Below are 17098 nucleotides of genomic sequence, written 5' to 3'. Positions count from 1 at the left end.
TCAAATGGAAGATCGATTAAAAGGCCTGCGAAAATCAATGGAGAATACAACGTTTAAACATTTGAGTTTTTCTGATCAACACCGAAAGCGGGTGCGCGAAAAAATCAATGCATCACACGAAAAGGAAGAGGACATCTCTTTAGCCATTTTACAACTCCTCAGTAATGAAAAAACAGGATACGAATTGTCACAGCTGCTACGAGGGAGAGGGATTCGAAAATTCGAAGGAAATGAAGGTTTTTTATATACCGTATTACATCGTCTAGAACAGAATCGTTTTATTCAATCAAGTTGGGATCATGAAGGAGCGAAATATTATCAATTAAATGATAAAGGAAGAAAGATGCTGCGAAAGGCAGAGAAAAATGCTACGAAGGTACAATTTATATTAAAAGGCTTAGTACAGGAGTGAGGCGAAATTGAATAAAAAAGGGGAGCGTTTTGTAAGCGAAGTTACGAATCATATTAAATCAAAAGAAGCAAAAAGCTTTGTAGCAACTGAACTAGATTTTCACTTAAAACAGGCGAAGAACACATGGATAGAAAAAGGCTTGAGTGAGAAAGTTGCTGAAAATAAAGCTGTGGAACAAATGGGAAGTCCAATTAAATTAGGACAAGAACTTAACAAACTACATAAGCCAAAGGTGGACTGGTTCTTACTTATTTTATTAGTGGCTGCTATGGGGTTAGGGTTTTTACCAATAATCGCTCTTGGGCATACGAATGATTTACTAATGAACAAAGTAATTTTTGTAATTCTCGGCATTGCAACAGCTATTGGGATGATGTTGCTTGATTACCGGAAGCTAGAAAGACTTGGATGGTTGTTTTATACAATTGGAATACTTATCTTGTTAGCTATAAAATGTTTTCCGACTGGTTACGTGATTGGGGAAGCAATAATAAAAATTGGCCCCATCAAAATTGACTGTTTAATGACGATACCATTCTTCTTTCTAGCTTGGGCTTCTTTTTTCAATAATAGTAGGTTAAAGTTTATGCATCTTCTCATGTTGTACGTATTTTCTTTATATCTATTTTCGACTATATCAATTCTTCTACCAATTTTCATCTATATTACGATGGTATTCGTTATGCTTTGGTGGAGTAAGTTAGGAAAGAAAACGGCATGGCTCATTACAATGTTACCAATTTTACCCTTTATTATTAGGGATCTATTTTCCTGGTCGGTTGTAAAAGAATACCGGATAGCGAGAATTTTAGGAATGTTAAACCCAGCGTATGATCAATGGGATTTACGTTTAAAAGAGGCGATGTCTTCAGCAGGTTGGTTCGGTACATATGGAAATATAAAGTCTATCCCTGCTGCGCATACTGATTTTGTATTCGCGAGTTTGACTTACTATTATGGATATGTGCTTGCGCTAGTTCTCGTCTTGATTCTTTCTCTTTTTGCAGTGAGAATAATGAACATAGCTTATAAAATAAATGATGGTTATGGTAAATTGCTTCTCGTTGGTGGAGTGACTCTTTTTGCAATCCATTTCATTTGTAACGTTGGCATGATCCTCGGGATATTACCACGTGTTTCTATATCATTACCTTTTATTAGTTATGGATTAGTACCAACTCTGTTTCATGCATTTATAATGGGGATCGTGCCGAGTGTATATAGGCGTAAGGATATGTCGTTTAGAATGAGAAAAACACATTGATACTTATATAAGTTGTATATAAAAGAATGCATTATTATGGTCAAGTACAAACGTAAATAGATAGTAAAAGAGGGTTATCATAAATAACCCTCTTTTCGTGTTTAAATAAGTGCACTCTCTTTAATAGAAATACATAATTCAGAACGAGATATCGATTCAGTTAGTTGTTGTAAATAGGAGTATTCTTCCGCATCTTTTTCGGAAGTGTTAGGATTTAATAAAGGTGAAGATAGAAGTACATCAATTGTAAGTATGCCTGCATCATGAGAAGTGATATTATAACCTGCAAATACAGGTCGTTTTAAGTCTTTTACTTTTTGAATCATCTTATGGAATTTTGTAACACTTATATGGATTGTCGCTAGTGGAAAGCATTTTTCGCCAGGGTTCTCGATAGTCTTTCTAATTTTATAATCGTATACGTAATAGTACTTTTCTTGTTCTTCTAGTTTTTGTAACTCTTTCGTTAATAAATGGTATGTATCTGTAAGGCCGGTTGTAAGTGCATCGTGTTCTGCGCCAACTAATAATGTGAAAGGTCTTGGTGATGAGATTTCGAGAGGGCGGACGTTTAGGGTGGTAAAGATAGGATTAGATTGTAAAATGGTATGTAAATTTTCGGTAGGAAACACGCCGTCATAAATAGCAATAAAATAATGATTCATCTTGTAACTCCTTAGCTTTTTCTAAACTGATATATTCTATTTTTAAGGTGTAAATCCTGCATAAAAAAAGAAACACCTTGAATCATCAAGGTGTTTTCGTTATAAGCTCAAAACTCTCCGAATTAGCCCCAAGTATAAAAGGACTAACTTCGCCAACGCTATAAAGTTGCAACTCATGCATCGCGCGTGTACAAGCAGTGTAGAACAATCTACGAACGCTCTCATCACTGTACACATCTTTAGAAGCATTGTAAATAATAACAGCATCAAATTCGATACCTTTCGCTAAGTAAGCAGGGATCACGACAATGCCTTGCTCATACTCGGCTGAGTTACTTTTCACAAGTTTAATATTCTCGATATGACTAAGTGCTTCGTAGGCAGCGGCGCTTTCAGCTGCAGATTTACATATAATTGCGATCGTATTATGCTGCTCTTTTTGTAGTTCAGCAACTTTGGCAGTAATATGTTCATGCAGTTCGCTGTCATTCGATACTTTCGTCACGGTAGGTTTCTCACCGTCACGTTCAAAGGCGTGAATGTTCTTTCCTTCTGGTACGAGAGCACGTGTAAATTCAATGATCGGTTTTGTTGAGCGATAGCTACGAGTTAAGTTGATGCCGTTCGTTTCATCTGGTCCGTATAAGCTAGTAAGTGTATTGAAATTCACTGCTTCACTCGCATGGGCAAATATCGCTTGGTTAAAGTCTCCGAGTACAGTCATTCTTGCAGCAGGGAAGAGACGTTTTAAAAACTCGAACTGAAACGGCGAATAATCTTGCGCTTCGTCTACGAGTACGTGTTTAATCGATCTATTCGTTTGGAAGCCTTCGATTAATTCTTTTAAAAGTAAAAATGGAGTCGCATCCTCATAATATAGCTTTCCTTCATCGAGCATGTTTACTGTTAATGAGCAAATGTCATCCCACTCTTTCGGTTTTTCCCCAGCAACCCATGATGCATCTGTGAAGAGTTGTTTATATATGCCTGTGAAATTTATGAAGCGCAATGTTTGAACGCCTTTACGAAGCGGCTTCAATTTTTTACGGACAATCATACGTCCAAGTACTTTCGTTTCTTTCTCATAATCATGAAAGGAGTTGTCTTCAAACTCGCCTTTTTTCTGTAAATATTTATAAGCCTTTTGGTATTCATCTTTACTCAGTAATTCAATTTCTTCTTCTACCCAAGGTTTTTTCAGTTCTGTTTTTTCAATCTCATCTATTTGTTTATTTAGCCAATCTGTTAACTTTTCAATTCGATTATGGAAGCGGAGGGAGGAGTCAGTGTTGTAAAATTGCTCTGTAATTTCTTTAGCAGAAACAATTAACTTTCCTCTAAATTTCATTCCTCTAAATAGCATACCTGAAGATTCAAGAGATTGTCTGTACGCTCTAATCATTTCGAAAAATTGAGTAGATGCTTTAAAGCGAATGCTCGCATTTCTCGTTTTATAGGTAGGGCTATTCGTTTCAGTTAACATATATTCTAATTGCTCATAAGGGTCTTCAACATCAAATGACTTACTGAGTCTATGGTTTAAATATTCTTGGAATGTAACTTGCTGCATATTTTCTTCACCGAGTTCAGGTAGTACGTTAGATACGTAGCTGTTGAACATAGAGTTAGGGGAGAAGAGAATAATTTGATCAGCTTTTAACCATTCGCGATATTTATATAGTAAGTAAGCGATTCGTTGCAGGGCAGCTGACGTTTTACCACTACCAGCAGCTCCTTGCACGATAAGGAGTCGGCCTTCATCGTGACGAATAATTTCATTTTGCTCGCGCTGAATCGTAGCAACGATGCTTTGCATATGTTTATTCGTACCTTTTCCAAGCGCTTGTTGCAAGATTTCATCACCAATTGTAAGGCTCGTATCGAACATAGAATCAATCTCGCCATTTTGAATAATGTATTGTAATTTTTTCTCCACATTACCGTGGATTACGCCGCCTGGTGTACTGTATTCAGCCGGTCCTGGTGGATAATCGTAGTACACACTCGAAATAGGTGCGCGCCAGTCATATATAAGAAAATTTTCTCCGCTTGCATCAGTAAGTGTAGCTACGCCGATATAAATTTTCTCCGCAGCAGATTCTCCTTCTTCTTTAAAATCAATTCGTCCGAAATAAGGTGCTTTATGCATACGTCTTAATGCGGCAAGTCGATTAAAGGTGTGCTTATGGGTAATTTGTGTGACAGCTAGTGACTGAGCTTGTTGTCTCAAGTTGATAACTGTTTCAAGATAATCATCAAAAGTATCAGTATTCACTTTCACGTCATCCCAAAAGTGTTTACGAATATTGATTACTTCTGCCCGACGTCTGCCAGTTTCGTTTTCCAGTTTATCAATTTGCTCCGTAATCGTTTCTATTACGGTATCCAATCGTTTTTGCTCTAAATCAAGTTTTTTGTTCATACGGTAAGCACTCCTTTAAAAGTGAAAAATAGAGGTTGACTGAAGATGTGTTTTGTTGTACAATTAAGATACGGATAAATACGTTCTATATATTTTCGGAAACGTGTTTCTGTACTAATTTAACATAGTTTCTTAATTTAATCAATGATAATAAGATAAACCTTGGTTCCGTGCGGTGGAATCGAGGTTTTTTGTGTTTCTTGAAGAGGGGATCGCGATCATTGTCAGTTTTTGTCGGTAAGTCGATATATTTTGAAAATCGCCGATATAATTGGAGTTGCGCTGATATATTTCGAAAATCGCCGATATAATTAGAGTTGCGGTCGATATAATTGAAAAATCGCTGATATAATTTAGATTCACGAAAATCAACTACATAATTTCATGTACCGAATCTAGACGCAATGTATCACGAGAAGAGGGCAAACAAAAAAAGCTCGGGCTAATCCCGAGCTTTTCATTATTTCTTTTCGTCTTTCTTATCGTCAGCTTTTTTCTCTTCGAAAAGATCTTTTAAATCTTTATCGTCAACTTTTACGTCAGCTTTTTTGATTTCTTTCATCATAAGATCGTTCATGAATTCGCCGTCTTGTGCTTTCTTCGCAACTAACTCTTTTTTCAGGTCAGCTTTTGATTGCTCAAATGATTTTTCTGGTTCTTTAATGTCTGTTACTTTAATGATATGGTAACCAAATTGTGTTTTTACAGGCTCGCTTACTTCATCTTTTTTCAGTTTATAAGCAGCATCTTCGAATTCTTTAACCATTTTACCATGTTCGAAGAATCCTAAGTCGCCACCTTTTTCTTTTGAACCAGTATCTTCAGAGTATTGTTTCGCTAACTCTTCGAAAGATTTACCTTGTCCAAGTTCTTCTTTAACCTTTTTAGCAGTCGCTTCATCTTTTACAAGAATGTGGCTTGCCTTAACTTGAGGTTTGTAGTTATCTTTTAATTCTTTGTCAGTGATTGTTTTTTCAATTGCTTTTTCTTGAGCTAGAGAGGCACGGATAGTATTTTTAAATGTTTCTTCTTTCATGCCTTGTTGTTTTAATAGTGTATCGAATTGATCACCAACTTGTTTTTTTGTTTCGTCGAACTTCTTGTCTACTTCTTTGTCATCTACTTTGTAGTTTTTGATAAGTACTTTCTCCATAACCATACCTTGTAAGACTTGGTTACCAGCTTTTTGCTTCATTTCATTGTAGAAATCATCTTTTGTAATGTCACCAGCTTTAGATGTAACGATTTTGTCTGATGATGATCCTGTTCCACATGCTGATAATGCGATTACACTTGTTGCGGCTAAGGCAAGCATAGCTTTCTTCATTCGATAAACACTCCTACTATTATGTATTTTTAATTTATCCTACACCAATGAATTTTAGTTCATAAGAGCCCGATTAAGTCTCACTGATACTTTTGCTTTTTCTATTGGTAAAGCGCGCTTAACAGGGCTTACCGAGGCTGAGGATAAAGTTAAGATGCGTGTCATTTATTTCATAGTATAAGCAATATGTACAAAATTTAATATATCATATTTCGACTCGATTTCATATTGATAAAGAAAATTTAACCAGTGCGTGTCAGATTTTGAAGGTGTTCCATATTGGGCGCATGCCGCATATACAGAAAAGAGGAGGGGATGGGGATGAATTCTCAACTTATTTTATTACTTGTACTGTTTATTTTATTGGTTATAGTAGGTATAATTTGCTTATAGAGGAAAAAAGTGAGGAAGGGGCTTCCTTCCTCACTTTCCATGAAATATAATTTCTATATAACTAGAAATTAATAAAATTGTTATACATACATTAATAACCCGAAAGACACCGGGTTGGCGGCTCGCAGCTATTTGTTTTCGTTCACACAGTGTATGTGTCATGAAATTCGTGTAAAATATAACAAGAAGTGCGAATGCGACAAAAACAACTGTTATAAGTGTCATGAGGCGAGACCTCCTTTTGGTAAAATACATATACTTTATATATTGTATCATACGATATTTTGTTCGTGTTATAAAATTCAGAAATAGAAGACTTTGTGTTAGAAAGAGAGGGAGAAAATGGACGTTGTTAGAAGATTAGAACAAGCTGAATACTACGTAGACCTACTATTTAAAATGATTGATGAAGAAAAGTGTCCATTTTATTCTTTGATCATAAAGAAAAAAGCTCGTAAAAAAGATATTGAACGTATACTAAATCTTTGTGAAATATTGAACGAGCAATATGTAGTGGAGAAAGCAGAAGGGCTTCTTTTGTTCGATGCGCTGTTAGATCAATTTGAAAAAGCGCTTCCACATCAGCTCGAAGTACACGAAACTGCGGAAGCGCTAGCAAAACAAGGTTTATTTAAGCCGCTTATGAATGAATTCTTAAGCATGATTGCGAAACAATAAATAGATTACTTCTTAACTAACTTCTGATCGGATTCCGTAAAATTCTCCTCAATATTCTCTAATGATTTCTCAAAAATATCGATGAAGTCTTGTCCGTAAATGTTGCGCAAGATAGCGATAAGTTCGATATTTTCTGGGAACTTACCATAGAAATTACGAAGTGCAAGAGCCCCATTAAATACAGAGTTATTTTCAGGATCATACTCCTCCATTAAGCGAAGTAGTAATTCTTCCCCTTTGTCTGTAATCTCAATGTACGTATTTCGTTTATCATCTTCTTTTTTCGAGAATACAAGATAGCCGCGTTCTTCCAGCTTTTTCGAGAAGTTAAACGCCGTTGATACGTGCATAACTCCAAACTTAGCAATCTCAGAAATAGAAGCCCCTTTTAAATGATAAGCGATTGACAAAATATGATGCTCATTAATGTTTAAATCGTAAGGCTTAATCCACTGTTGCCAATCTTTCTCTACACATTTCCATAACGCTTTCGATAATTGAGCAATGCGTTGGCTGAAAATCATCGCTTCTTTTACCGAGTAATCTTTTTCTCCACTTTTCATTTACTCACCCACTTTAACATTCTTTTTCATTACTATCTATTATGCCAGTAAAGTAAAAATTAATAAAGTCTTTTTGTGAGAATTGTGAAAATTTTTCGGAAAAATGACATTCTATACAAATCATGCATAACTATGGAAGCGTTTTATGAGTCGTGAATACATGTGTTGTCCTTACATGTTAAGTGATAACATATATTGTAAATGCATAAAAACACGGCATATCTGTGTGATATGCCGTGTTAAGGTCGATTTATATAAAAAAATATTTGTTATATGCAAAAAACTAAGCAGGAATTTGTTTACGCTTTTTCCGGAACAGCTTCTTGTAGTTTCTCAATTGATTTTTGAATGTCCAAAATTTCTTGCTCAATATGTCGTTTGTTTTGAGAAATATCTTGCTTCCAGTTAGAAAACGTGTCTTGCATATCTTCTTTTAATTCTTGAAACACTTCTTTACCTTCCGAAGCAGTTTCAACGATTTGACGTTTTAATAATTTTGTATCAGCTGTAATATCAGCTAAAGTCTTTTTAATATCAGTTCCTTTTTCTTTCAACTTACCGCGCATAGCTTTACCAGAAGAAGGAGTAGAGAAAAGAACGGCTAATCCAGCAACTGCTCCGCCGCAAATGACACCTGTAATAAAGGATTTAGCTTTTGACATAAAAGGAAACCTCCTTATTTTTTGTTCGTATTCATGATGTGAAAAAATATGCATATCTTTAAGACAAGGGAAAGAAAAGTGTGCAATGCACATTCCCCGGCATCTTGAATGGAGAAACAAGCCGTGCAATATGTAATGACTTTAGGAAAGTGGCTTGTTATGTATTACTTCTTATTATAGTGTCACTATTCCACACTATTTGCAATTGTACTTGCGATGTTTTGTAAATTTTCCATTGTGTATTCATTTTGATGTGATTTCCAAACAGCACCGAAACCATCGTTTTCACCGTAGCGTGGAATTAAATGAAGGTGGAAGTGGAACACAGTTTGTCCAGCTTTTTCACCGTTATTGTTAAGTAGGTTAAAGCCAACTGGATTAAACTCTGCTTTAATCGCATTTGCGATTTTCGGAACGACAGAAAAAATGTGCGATGCGATTTCTGGCGTTAACGCAAAAATGTCTTGTTTGTGAACTTTTGGAATAACAAGAGTATGTCCTTTTGTTACTTGACTAATATCTAAAAATGCAAGCACATGTTCATCTTCGTATACTTTTGAGCAAGGGATTTGCCCGTCAATAATTTTACAAAAAATACAATTGTCCGCTGTATGGTTCATTAATCTCATCCTTTCAAGTAGCCTTAGCCGTATTTTACCATAATTATATAAGAGAACAAACACGAAAAACAGGAAGCTGACTCAGCTTCCTGTTTTCTGAAGAGGGATTGAAAAAGCATTATCGTAATTTACGTTTCGCAGACACCTCATTTATTTAAGAAATGCACGGTAAATCGGCTAAAGTTTCTGCCGTAGACACCCCATTTTCAAGTGAAATGAATTGCAATCTTTATAAAAGGAAATTGTTTATTTTTTAAAACAGTATATGCTCTTTCGGAGACACCCCGTTTCTAAAATGAAACAAATGATCTGGTTATGTGTAAATTTCTTTGTCCAACATGGACACCCCATTTCATGATGACTTCACTATGTTGTTGTACTCATCAATAGGTGGTTGCTTTTTCAATGTGTTCCTTCTTCAATAATTATGATGTCCGCTTTCGTAAAAATATATGCGAACAAATTTAAATTTTTTTTGAACGCATCGATACTATGTAGTACAGCGCTATTTTTGGTAAGATGAATATAGAATGAATACTAATGAAGAAAGTGGTGTCGTATGAGCGAGTTATTGCGTGTAGAAAATGTTACAGGAGGATATACGAAACGACCTGTACTAAAAGATGTTTCGTTTTCTGTTAATAAAGGCGAACTTGTCGGCTTAATCGGTTTAAATGGAGCGGGTAAAAGTACGACGATTAAACATATTATCGGTTTAATGGAACCGAAAAAAGGAACTGTCACAATTAATGGGAAAACAATTCGTGACGATATGACAGCGTACCGTTCTAGTTTTTCGTTCATCCCAGAAACACCAGTATTATATGATGAGCTAACGCTAGAAGAACATTTGAAGTTAACAGCGATGGCGTACGGTGTCGATGAAAAACAATACGAAGAACGTGTAGGACAACTATTACAAGAATTTCGTATGAAAAATCGTTTAAAATGGTTTCCGTCTCATTTCTCAAAAGGGATGAAACAAAAGGTAATGATTATGAGTGCGTTTTTAGTGGAGCCATCTCTTTACATTGTGGACGAACCGTTCGTTGGGCTTGATCCGTTAGCAATTCAATCACTCCTTCAAATGATGGATCAAATGAAAAAGAGCGGTGCAGGAATCTTAATGAGTACACATATTTTAGCTACGGCAGAGCGTTATTGTGATTCGTTTATTATTTTGCATCAAGGAGAAGTGAGAGCGAAGGGAACATTATCTGAACTGCAATCACAGTTTAATATGCCAGGTGCAACGTTAGATGATATTTATATTGCATTAACGAAGGAAGAAGATTATGAATAGCACAGCATTATGGAAAGAACGATTTCGTCACTTTCTAAAAGAAGTTCGTACATATAGTAAATACGTATTTAATGATCATTTGAAATTTATTTTCGTATTTATCATTGGCGCAGGAGCGTATTATTACCAGCAATGGTTACAAACGTTAACACCTTCATTTCCGACAGCGCTCGTTATGGCAGTGTTGCTTGGTCTCGTATTAACGGCCGGATCTATTCAAACGTTATTAAAAGAAGCAGATCTCGTTTACTTGCTGCCAGTTGAAGAAAAGTTAAAACCTTACTTCACAAAGGCATTTCTCTTTACGTTTATGATTCAGTTATACATAATCGCAATCGTAGCGGCAGCGCTTGCCCCGTTATACTTCCAGCAAATGAAACAAACAGGAGCGGCTTACATATGGATTGTAATCGCGTTTGTCATCGTAAAAGCGTGGAACTTATTCGTCGCGTGGGAAAAGTCATTTTTAACAGATCAAAATATACAAAGAGCTGATTGGTTCATTCGTTTTATTTTAAACGGCTTATTTGTGTACTTCCTTGTAGAGCGTACTTCCGTTATGTTTGTTGGCGGAATCGTCCTTCTCATGGTGTTATACCTTGTAGTACTGCATCAAATGGTGAAGGGAAAGCCGCTAAACTGGGAGTGCTTAATTTCTGAAGAAGGTAAGAAGATGATGTTGTTGTACCGCATCGCGAACATGTTCGTTGATGTACCAGCATTAAAAGAAAGAGTAGCACGTAGAAAATGGCTTGATTTCATTCTTTCAATGATTGGTGAAAAGCGTACATATTTATACTTATATACGAGAACGTTTTTACGATCTGGTAACTATTTTGGTTTATATGTGCGTTTGCTCGCACTTGGAGGAGTTATTCTTTACTTCATTCCGTTTTTATATGGACGATTTATCGTAAGCCTTATTTTCCTATACTTAATCGGTTATCAGCTATTAACTTTATGGAAGCATCACCGCATGAAGATTTGGCTTGATTTGTATCCAGTCGGGGGAGAAGAGAAGAAGAAAGATTTTCTTGTCTTATTAAATGCGATCCTTATTACCGGTAGCGTTGTATTTACAGTTATATTCGCGCTTGCGACGAAAGATTTCATGATGACGGGAATTTTACTAGTCGTAAGCATAGTATTTAGTATCGGTTTCGTTTATCAATACGGGGCGAAACGTATTGAGCGTTTAAATTGAAGGGAATGAACCTATGATTACATACGAAGAGAAGGTTATAAAAGAATTGGAGCAGTGGAAAGCTACATTCATGAAAGATTCTTCTATGATGACACGGTTTTCTAAGAAAGTGCAGACGAAAGTACAACAGCTTATTCCGGCGAAAGTGCAAAAAGTATTAACGGAAACGATTCGGATGATGGTGCAAACGATTAGTGCCGGATCAAACTTTATAAAGCCGAAATTAAAAGAGACGAACTGGTCATTGCAAAGACGAGACGACGAAGTACGTAAAAAAATGGATGAGTACAAAAAAATAGCAGCGGCAGAAGGGGCTGGAACAGGAGCTGGCGGTATTCTCCTTGGCCTTGCTGACTTTCCGCTCTTACTCGGCATTAAAATTAAATTTTTATTCGATGCAGCAACGTTGTACGGATTTGATACGAGCAACAAAGAAGAGCGCCTTTTTATCCTTCACGTCTTCCAGCTTGCCTTTTCAAGTGATGATCATAGAAAAGAAATATGGAAAGCAATCGAAACGTGGGATACAGAAGAAGAAAATCATATGGACTGGGAAAAGTTCCAAACAGAGTACCGAGACTATATCGATTTAGCCAAAATGCTTCAGCTCGTACCGATAATCGGTGCCCCGGTCGGCGCATATGCGAACTATCAATTACTGCAAAGACTCGGCGAAGTGACGATGAATTGTTATCGTATGCGATTGTTAAATAGGAATTAAAAAGAAAGCATCCTAAATTATGATTTAGGATGCTTTTTTTAGAAGTTAATGCCGATATAGCTAACTCCGGCAATAATCAATACGATGAAGAGTACAACGATGAATGGAAAGCCGCTCTTACCAGCTTGTCCAGCTTCACCGCCACCAGTGCCGCCGTTACCACCTTTACTGCCAAGTCCCATAGGAATATCCTCCTTATTGTTATATATTGCTTTTACTTTATACTTTTCTATATTTACCAATAAATCCCTTCTGTCACTCTAACTAACTTGCAAATCGTTTCGTTTCATTTTATAATTTATTTACCGACCGGTAAGTAAAAATAAGTGAGGTACAGTATGACAAAGAATTTACAAACATCGCAAAACATTGTAGAGGCATCATTTAAACTCATGGCAGAGCACGGCATTGAGAAAATGAGTCTTTCCATGATCGCGAAAGAGGTAGGTATTTCAAAACCGGCTATTTATTATCATTTTTCTTCTAAAGAAGCGTTAGTTGATTTTTTATTTGAAGAAATTTTTTCTGGGTATCATTTCGTGAGTTATTTCAATAAAGAGCAATATACGAAAGAAAACTTTGCAGAAAAGTTAATTGCTGATGGTTTACATATGCTCTCTGAGTATGAAGGGCAAGAAGGAATATTACGCGTTATAAATGAATTTATCGTAACTGCATCGCGAAATGAAAAGTATCAGAAACGCTTATTTGAAATACAAGAAGATTTCTTAAATGGTTTCCACGATTTATTGAAGAAAGGTGTAGAACTTGACGTTGTGTCACAACAGGCAACGGAAGAAAATGCTCATACGTTAGCGCTCGTAATCGATAATATGAGTAATTACATGCTGATGGGATTCCAGTTAAAGTATAAAGAAATTTGGATTCAAAATGTGAAAAACGTAATGAAGGAGGAATAAAAATGAAAATGCAAAAAAACTGGTGGCTCGGTTTTCTTGGATTTATCGGGATTTATAAAATACCAGGTATGATTGAATCTTTTCAAGCAGATGGAAGTTGGATGAAGTTAATTGGCTTCATTTGGCTACTTTGGTTCGGATATTTTATTCCTGAGAAGAAAGAAGATTAAATTTCAATTTTATGTAAAGTTATGTAAAATATAGATTAAGAGTATTCGTATATTAGATTACTAGATTTGGAGTGGTTACATGGATCCATTGAAAAATGAAATTAACCCTGAGATGGTCAAGGTGTGGAAAGTTCGTGCTGTAATTGAAGAAGGGATTGGTATTCTGGTCATGTTAGCTTACCTTTTCCTCATGATAAAGTTTGATTGGTGGGCGTGGATTTTGTATGTAATGATTGGGCTAACAGTTGTGTTCGCACCATTTTCGTACTTTTTATTCCCGAAACTACGTCAACGTTATTACAGTTATCAATTAAATGAAGAAGAGCTTGAAATTCAGCACGGTCTTTTCGTCGTAAAGCGTGTATTAGTACCGATGATTCGTGTACAGCACGTGACGATTGAACAAGGGCCGATTATGAGGAAATATGGATTAGCAGAATTACACATTTCAACAGCTGCAACTTCTCACAGCATCCCAGGCTTAACGATGTATGAAGCAGAAATGTTGAAAACGAAAATCGCAGAATTAGCGAAAGTGAGTGATGAGGATGTATAAGAGACAGCATCCAATCACGATGTTATTAGAATTAAAAATAACAGACTTTATACCACTCATTATTTTCATGTTTAGCTTAAATGGAAAATTCCCGTTTTGGTATTTAATTCCCGCTGCATTCGGCTTACTCACCGTTTTTTCAGCATTTGAAAAATGGTATTACACAACATATTGGGTCGAAAATAACGTATTACATGTGAAGCAAGGGCTCTTTGTGAAGAAGGAGAGCTACTTAAATAAAGAGCGTGTTCAAACGATTAATACAAGTTCTAACGTGCTATATCAAATGCTTGGCTTAAAAAAGATTCAAATCGAAACAGCTGGCGGAGGCGACGATGCAGAAGTAAGCTTAGCTGGTATTACAGTAGAAGAAGCAACAGAGCTTATTGCCATGCTAAATGATCCAACTCCAGAAGTGAAAGCAGAAGAAGTAGTAGAAAAAGAAATCGTAACAGAGGAAAAGCAAGCGACTGAATATAAATTAACTTGGAAAGAAATTTTGCTAGCGTCTGTTACATCTGGTCAGTTTGGACTATTATTCTCATTAATCTTTTTCGTGTATCACCAAGTAGATGAGTACATTCCGAAATGGATAGAGAATGGCGTCAAGTCGTATGTAATGGAACATGATATATATGGCTGGATTTTCATGATAACTATTTTGATTGTCCTTTCATGGATTATATCGACAATCGGTTATGCGCTAAAACATGGAGATTTCACAGTGAATCGAAGAAATGATGAAGTCCGCATTTCGCAAGGATTACTTGAGAAAAAAGAACTCGTCCTAAAATTACACCGCATTCAAGGTATTACGATAAAAGAAAGTATTTTACGTCAGCCATTCGGTTATTGTGCTGTACAAGTAGAAGTGATTCAAGGTAAAGGACTGGGTGACGAGAAAGAAAAGGTTACACTGCATCCTATCATTCGAAAAGATCGTGTACAACAGTTACTCGCACATTTACAACTACCATATGAACTGAATACAAACATTATTTCATTACCAAAAGCAGCATTGCGCCGCTATCTCATTGATAGTTTCATCTTTTTCGCTATGCTAGCAATCCCGCTTACTGGAATAAGTATATACTTTGAAAAGTATTACATCATGTGGGCATTCATTCCGCTCGCGATCCTCATCTTTATACTTGGATACGCAACATTTAAAACAAATGGTTACAGTGTAAACGGAGAGCAAATTACGCTTGTATATCGCAGCGTCGGAAAATATACAGGACTTGTTAGAAGAAGGCACGTCCAATCAATCGAAAAGACACAATCCTATTTCCAGCGCCGTGCGGATTTATGTACGTACAAATTCTCTAACGCATCATCGGATTATAAATTAGAGCATACGAGAGTAGAAGATGCGGAGAGAATGCAGGATTGGTATAAGAAGAGAATGAGTGAGAATTAACTTGAAAAAGCTTGCCTATTATGAAAGGCAGGCTTTTTTTATTATAGGAAAATGAGTGACTTAATTCATATATTAGTAAAGCTACAGCGCACATATATCAATACATATCAAAAAAGGTAGTATGCTTCTGTTTCAGGAAAATATGTGGAATTTTTGATATAAATGGTATACTAATATAGAAAAAGTATTAGGAGGCTATATATGATAAGTCAGTTAAAAAGAGAAGCACTTGATGCATTAAAAGGAAAATGGGGATTAGCGGTAGGGGCAACCTTATTAGTCGGAATCCTTATTGGAGCTGTTGAAATTTTAACTACAGGTATTTTCTCGATATTTTGGGGTTGGGAAGAAGCAAATGAGTCACTTACAGTAACTATTATTGCAATGTTTATTATCGGGCCGTTAACAGTAGGTGCTTCTTATTTTGTTTTAAATGTAATTCGCGGGACTAATGCTCGTATTGGGCATATATTTAGATGGTTTAACGATGGAAGTAAGTTTATGAAATCGTTTTTAACATATTTACTAATGAATGTGTACTTGGTTCTATGGACATTACTTCTTATTATTCCAGGTATTATTAAATCATTTTCTTATTCTATGACATATTTTATTTTGAATGATCATCCAGAATATACAGCGAATCAAGCGATTACTGAAAGCCGTCGTATGATGAATGGACATAAAATGGATTACTTTTTACTATGCTTAAGTTTCTTAGGTTGGTTCATTTTAAGTATTCTTACTTTAGGAATCGGTTTCTTATGGTTAGTACCTTATTTTTACACGACATCAGCTGCATTTTATGAAGAGATTTCAAAAGAATATTATAAAAAAGAAGACACTACTTTCTAATAACCACCTATCCCCTAAAGAATATCGGGCACAGATAGTTTAGATGTTCTGTTTATGGGGAGCACTTCAGGATAAGGTATAGGTTTTTATATAAAAATTCTGCCCTCTATGTTTTAGGATAGAGGGCTATTTTTTCATGTGAAAATAATGAATAATATATGTGAAACAAAAAAGCGAGGTGAATGAGAGTGAGCAAGTTTTTAATTCCGTATTCATTTTCTATATTAAGTTTCTTTATTTCAGTAACGGCACTTGATTTATATGATAGGATAGGAAAAAATGATGAGATGACTTCGCCAAACATAATTGGAAAGATAATTCAATCTACTGCGCAAATGGGAGTCCTTACATTGTATTTCGGAGTACCTATCATTTTAGGTGGCTGTCTACTTGGGGAATTATTGTTTAGGGGTATCATTTTACGATTTAAACTAAGCTATATTATATCTTTATTATTATATTTACTTTTAGCTTGTAGTATTGTTTCAGTAACGGTTGGGATTCCAACTACATATGAAGATTCTAATATTTTTTTCATGGGAATAACTATGATTTGCGCTGTTACATTCTTTGTGGGCCGGAATATATCGGAAAAAACAAGTTAATAATGGAGTGACAGAATGAAATACACTTGTCCGTGCTGCGAGTATAGAACAATAGAAGAAGAACCACCAGGTACATATGAAATTTGTAATATATGTTATTGGGAAGATGATGAGGTTCAGTTTAACGGTCCTGACTTTGAAGGCGGGGCGAATGAAGTCTCGTTAAGACAAGCACAGAAAAACCTCATTGCATTTGGTGCTTGTGAGGAATGTTTTGTGGGATCAGTTAGAAAACTGACTAGTGAAGATGTGAAGGATGCTAGTTGGAAGCAAATTTAGTAAATAAAATGTTATTACTCAATTTATCAGGAGTAATAACATTTTTTTATGCAATGATG

Annotated in this window: 21 protein-coding genes and 1 pseudogene; 14 read left to right on the top strand and 8 right to left on the bottom strand. The window is 35.8% G+C overall.

Annotated elements, in window-relative coordinates:
- Positions 1-4: 4 nt before the first annotated feature.
- Together QCI46_RS22330 and QCI46_RS22325 are read left to right on the top strand one after the other, a co-directional pair.
- Positions 5-412: a PadR family transcriptional regulator gene (locus QCI46_RS22330; protein ID WP_046957111.1), complete on the top strand. Its 408-nt coding sequence runs from the start codon at positions 5-7 to the stop codon at positions 410-412.
- Between the two features lie 7 nt (positions 413-419).
- Positions 420-1676, top strand: a complete 1257-nt coding sequence (locus QCI46_RS22325; RefSeq protein WP_353841419.1) for an FtsW/RodA/SpoVE family cell cycle protein — start codon at positions 420-422, stop codon at positions 1674-1676.
- Positions 1677-1777: 101 nt separating this feature from the next.
- On the opposite strand, the gene QCI46_RS22320 is transcribed toward QCI46_RS22325, so the two are convergent.
- The 3 genes from QCI46_RS22320 to prsA form a co-directional block, all read right to left on the bottom strand.
- Entirely contained in the window at positions 1778-2341 is a 564-nt protein-coding gene (locus QCI46_RS22320; RefSeq protein WP_353841418.1) for a hypothetical protein, read from the bottom strand.
- A gap of 85 nt (positions 2342-2426) precedes the next feature.
- A complete protein-coding gene (gene helD / locus QCI46_RS22315) occupies positions 2427-4763 on the bottom strand; it encodes an RNA polymerase recycling motor HelD (RefSeq protein ID WP_353841417.1) in 2337 nt (778 codons plus the stop codon).
- 460 nt (positions 4764-5223) lie between these two features.
- Positions 5224-6090, bottom strand: coding sequence for a peptidylprolyl isomerase PrsA (prsA, locus tag QCI46_RS22310; RefSeq protein WP_353841416.1), 867 nt, complete (start codon positions 6088-6090; stop codon positions 5224-5226).
- Between the two features lie 279 nt (positions 6091-6369).
- On the opposite strand from prsA, the gene QCI46_RS22305 reads away from it, so the two are divergent.
- On the top strand, positions 6370-6483 hold the full coding sequence (locus QCI46_RS22305; protein ID WP_002007073.1) for a hypothetical protein: 114 nt from the start codon (positions 6370-6372) through the stop codon (positions 6481-6483).
- 30 nt (positions 6484-6513) lie between these two features.
- Here QCI46_RS22305 and QCI46_RS22300 read toward each other — a convergent pair whose 3' ends face one another.
- Complete coding sequence (locus QCI46_RS22300) at positions 6514-6708, bottom strand: hypothetical protein (RefSeq protein ID WP_000172690.1); 195 nt, start codon at positions 6706-6708, stop codon at positions 6514-6516.
- Positions 6709-6825: 117 nt separating this feature from the next.
- Between QCI46_RS22300 and QCI46_RS22295 the strand changes: the two genes are divergently transcribed.
- Positions 6826-7161 (top strand): DUF1878 family protein, encoded by a 336-nt coding sequence (locus QCI46_RS22295; RefSeq protein WP_000383652.1) that lies wholly within the window; start codon positions 6826-6828, stop codon positions 7159-7161.
- 5 nt (positions 7162-7166) lie between these two features.
- On the opposite strand, the gene QCI46_RS22290 is transcribed toward QCI46_RS22295, so the two are convergent.
- From QCI46_RS22290 to QCI46_RS22280, 3 genes are all read right to left on the bottom strand, one after another.
- Positions 7167-7724: an HTH-type transcriptional regulator Hpr gene (locus QCI46_RS22290; protein WP_000834920.1), complete on the bottom strand. Its 558-nt coding sequence runs from the start codon at positions 7722-7724 to the stop codon at positions 7167-7169.
- A gap of 299 nt (positions 7725-8023) precedes the next feature.
- Positions 8024-8386, bottom strand: coding sequence for a YtxH domain-containing protein (locus tag QCI46_RS22285; RefSeq protein ID WP_353841415.1), 363 nt, complete (start codon positions 8384-8386; stop codon positions 8024-8026).
- 185 nt (positions 8387-8571) lie between these two features.
- Positions 8572-9006: an HIT family protein gene (locus QCI46_RS22280; RefSeq protein ID WP_001016839.1), complete on the bottom strand. Its 435-nt coding sequence runs from the start codon at positions 9004-9006 to the stop codon at positions 8572-8574.
- A 559-nt stretch (positions 9007-9565) separates the two neighbouring features.
- Here QCI46_RS22280 and ecsA point away from each other — a divergent pair.
- From ecsA to ecsC, 3 genes are read left to right on the top strand one after another with little or no spacing between them, the layout of a single operon-like run.
- Positions 9566-10309, top strand: a complete 744-nt coding sequence (gene ecsA / locus QCI46_RS22275; RefSeq protein WP_001292603.1) for an ABC transporter ATP-binding protein EcsA — start codon at positions 9566-9568, stop codon at positions 10307-10309.
- On the top strand, positions 10302-11513 hold the full coding sequence (ecsB, locus tag QCI46_RS22270; protein WP_353841414.1) for an ABC transporter permease EcsB: 1212 nt from the start codon (positions 10302-10304) through the stop codon (positions 11511-11513). The genes ecsA and ecsB overlap by 8 nt, the downstream gene beginning before the upstream one ends.
- Positions 11514-11526: 13 nt before the next feature.
- Positions 11527-12234 (top strand): ecs operon protein EcsC, encoded by a 708-nt coding sequence (gene ecsC / locus QCI46_RS22265; protein WP_000634133.1) that lies wholly within the window; start codon positions 11527-11529, stop codon positions 12232-12234.
- A gap of 38 nt (positions 12235-12272) precedes the next feature.
- On the opposite strand, the gene QCI46_RS22260 is transcribed toward ecsC, so the two are convergent.
- Entirely contained in the window at positions 12273-12416 is a 144-nt protein-coding gene (locus QCI46_RS22260) for a YjcZ family sporulation protein (RefSeq protein ID WP_353841413.1), read from the bottom strand.
- A gap of 156 nt (positions 12417-12572) precedes the next feature.
- Here QCI46_RS22260 and QCI46_RS22255 point away from each other — a divergent pair, with 156 nt between their 5' ends.
- The 7 genes and pseudogenes from QCI46_RS22255 to QCI46_RS22225 all read left to right on the top strand — a co-directional run bounded on the left by QCI46_RS22255 (position 12573) and on the right by QCI46_RS22225 (position 17039).
- The gene (locus tag QCI46_RS22255; protein WP_353841412.1) at positions 12573-13154 is read left to right on the top strand and encodes a TetR/AcrR family transcriptional regulator; all 582 of its coding nucleotides are present in this window, start codon (positions 12573-12575) and stop codon (positions 13152-13154) included.
- Positions 13155-13156: 2 nt separating this feature from the next.
- Entirely contained in the window at positions 13157-13324 is a 168-nt protein-coding gene (locus QCI46_RS22250) for a hypothetical protein (RefSeq protein WP_353841411.1), read from the top strand.
- A gap of 79 nt (positions 13325-13403) precedes the next feature.
- Positions 13404-13880, top strand: coding sequence for a PH domain-containing protein (locus QCI46_RS22245; RefSeq protein WP_353841410.1), 477 nt, complete (start codon positions 13404-13406; stop codon positions 13878-13880).
- A complete protein-coding gene (locus QCI46_RS22240) occupies positions 13873-15300 on the top strand; it encodes a PH domain-containing protein (protein WP_353841409.1) in 1428 nt (475 codons plus the stop codon). The genes QCI46_RS22245 and QCI46_RS22240 overlap by 8 nt, the downstream gene beginning before the upstream one ends.
- Before the next feature lie 201 nt (positions 15301-15501).
- Entirely contained in the window at positions 15502-16155 is a 654-nt protein-coding gene (locus QCI46_RS22235) for a DUF975 family protein (RefSeq protein ID WP_131933761.1), read from the top strand.
- Between the two features lie 182 nt (positions 16156-16337).
- A pseudogene (locus QCI46_RS22230) lies at positions 16338-16779 on the top strand (hypothetical protein).
- Positions 16776-17039 (top strand): CPCC family cysteine-rich protein, encoded by a 264-nt coding sequence (locus tag QCI46_RS22225; RefSeq protein ID WP_353841408.1) that lies wholly within the window; start codon positions 16776-16778, stop codon positions 17037-17039. Before QCI46_RS22230 ends, QCI46_RS22225 begins: the two are co-directional and overlap by 4 nt.
- The last annotated feature ends 59 nt before the right edge of the window (positions 17040-17098 follow it).

The sequence above is a fragment of the Bacillus cereus group sp. RP32 genome, assembly GCF_040459735.1.
GTDB classification, from domain to species: domain Bacteria; phylum Bacillota; class Bacilli; order Bacillales; family Bacillaceae_G; genus Bacillus_A; species Bacillus_A wiedmannii.
This window is presented reverse-complemented; position numbering and strand designations above follow the sequence as displayed.

Coding starts and splice junctions, on each gene's coding strand:
- QCI46_RS22330 (WP_046957111.1), top strand. CDS start 5: ATGGAAGATCGATTAAAAGGCCTGCGAAAATCAATGGAGAATACAACG.
- QCI46_RS22320 (WP_353841418.1), bottom strand. CDS start 2,341: ATGAATCATTATTTTATTGCTATTTATGACGGCGTGTTTCCTACCGAA.
- helD (WP_353841417.1), bottom strand. CDS start 4,763: ATGAACAAAAAACTTGATTTAGAGCAAAAACGATTGGATACCGTAATA.
- prsA (WP_353841416.1), bottom strand. CDS start 6,090: ATGAAGAAAGCTATGCTTGCCTTAGCCGCAACAAGTGTAATCGCATTA.
- QCI46_RS22300 (WP_000172690.1), bottom strand. CDS start 6,708: ATGACACTTATAACAGTTGTTTTTGTCGCATTCGCACTTCTTGTTATA.
- QCI46_RS22295 (WP_000383652.1), top strand. CDS start 6,826: ATGGACGTTGTTAGAAGATTAGAACAAGCTGAATACTACGTAGACCTA.
- QCI46_RS22290 (WP_000834920.1), bottom strand. CDS start 7,724: ATGAAAAGTGGAGAAAAAGATTACTCGGTAAAAGAAGCGATGATTTTC.
- QCI46_RS22285 (WP_353841415.1), bottom strand. CDS start 8,386: ATGTCAAAAGCTAAATCCTTTATTACAGGTGTCATTTGCGGCGGAGCA.
- QCI46_RS22280 (WP_001016839.1), bottom strand. CDS start 9,006: ATGAACCATACAGCGGACAATTGTATTTTTTGTAAAATTATTGACGGG.
- ecsA (WP_001292603.1), top strand. CDS start 9,566: ATGAGCGAGTTATTGCGTGTAGAAAATGTTACAGGAGGATATACGAAA.
- ecsB (WP_353841414.1), top strand. CDS start 10,302: ATGAATAGCACAGCATTATGGAAAGAACGATTTCGTCACTTTCTAAAA.
- ecsC (WP_000634133.1), top strand. CDS start 11,527: ATGATTACATACGAAGAGAAGGTTATAAAAGAATTGGAGCAGTGGAAA.
- QCI46_RS22260 (WP_353841413.1), bottom strand. CDS start 12,416: ATGGGACTTGGCAGTAAAGGTGGTAACGGCGGCACTGGTGGCGGTGAA.
- QCI46_RS22255 (WP_353841412.1), top strand. CDS start 12,573: ATGACAAAGAATTTACAAACATCGCAAAACATTGTAGAGGCATCATTT.
- QCI46_RS22250 (WP_353841411.1), top strand. CDS start 13,157: ATGAAAATGCAAAAAAACTGGTGGCTCGGTTTTCTTGGATTTATCGGG.
- QCI46_RS22245 (WP_353841410.1), top strand. CDS start 13,404: ATGGATCCATTGAAAAATGAAATTAACCCTGAGATGGTCAAGGTGTGG.
- QCI46_RS22240 (WP_353841409.1), top strand. CDS start 13,873: ATGTATAAGAGACAGCATCCAATCACGATGTTATTAGAATTAAAAATA.
- QCI46_RS22235 (WP_131933761.1), top strand. CDS start 15,502: ATGATAAGTCAGTTAAAAAGAGAAGCACTTGATGCATTAAAAGGAAAA.
- QCI46_RS22225 (WP_353841408.1), top strand. CDS start 16,776: ATGAAATACACTTGTCCGTGCTGCGAGTATAGAACAATAGAAGAAGAA.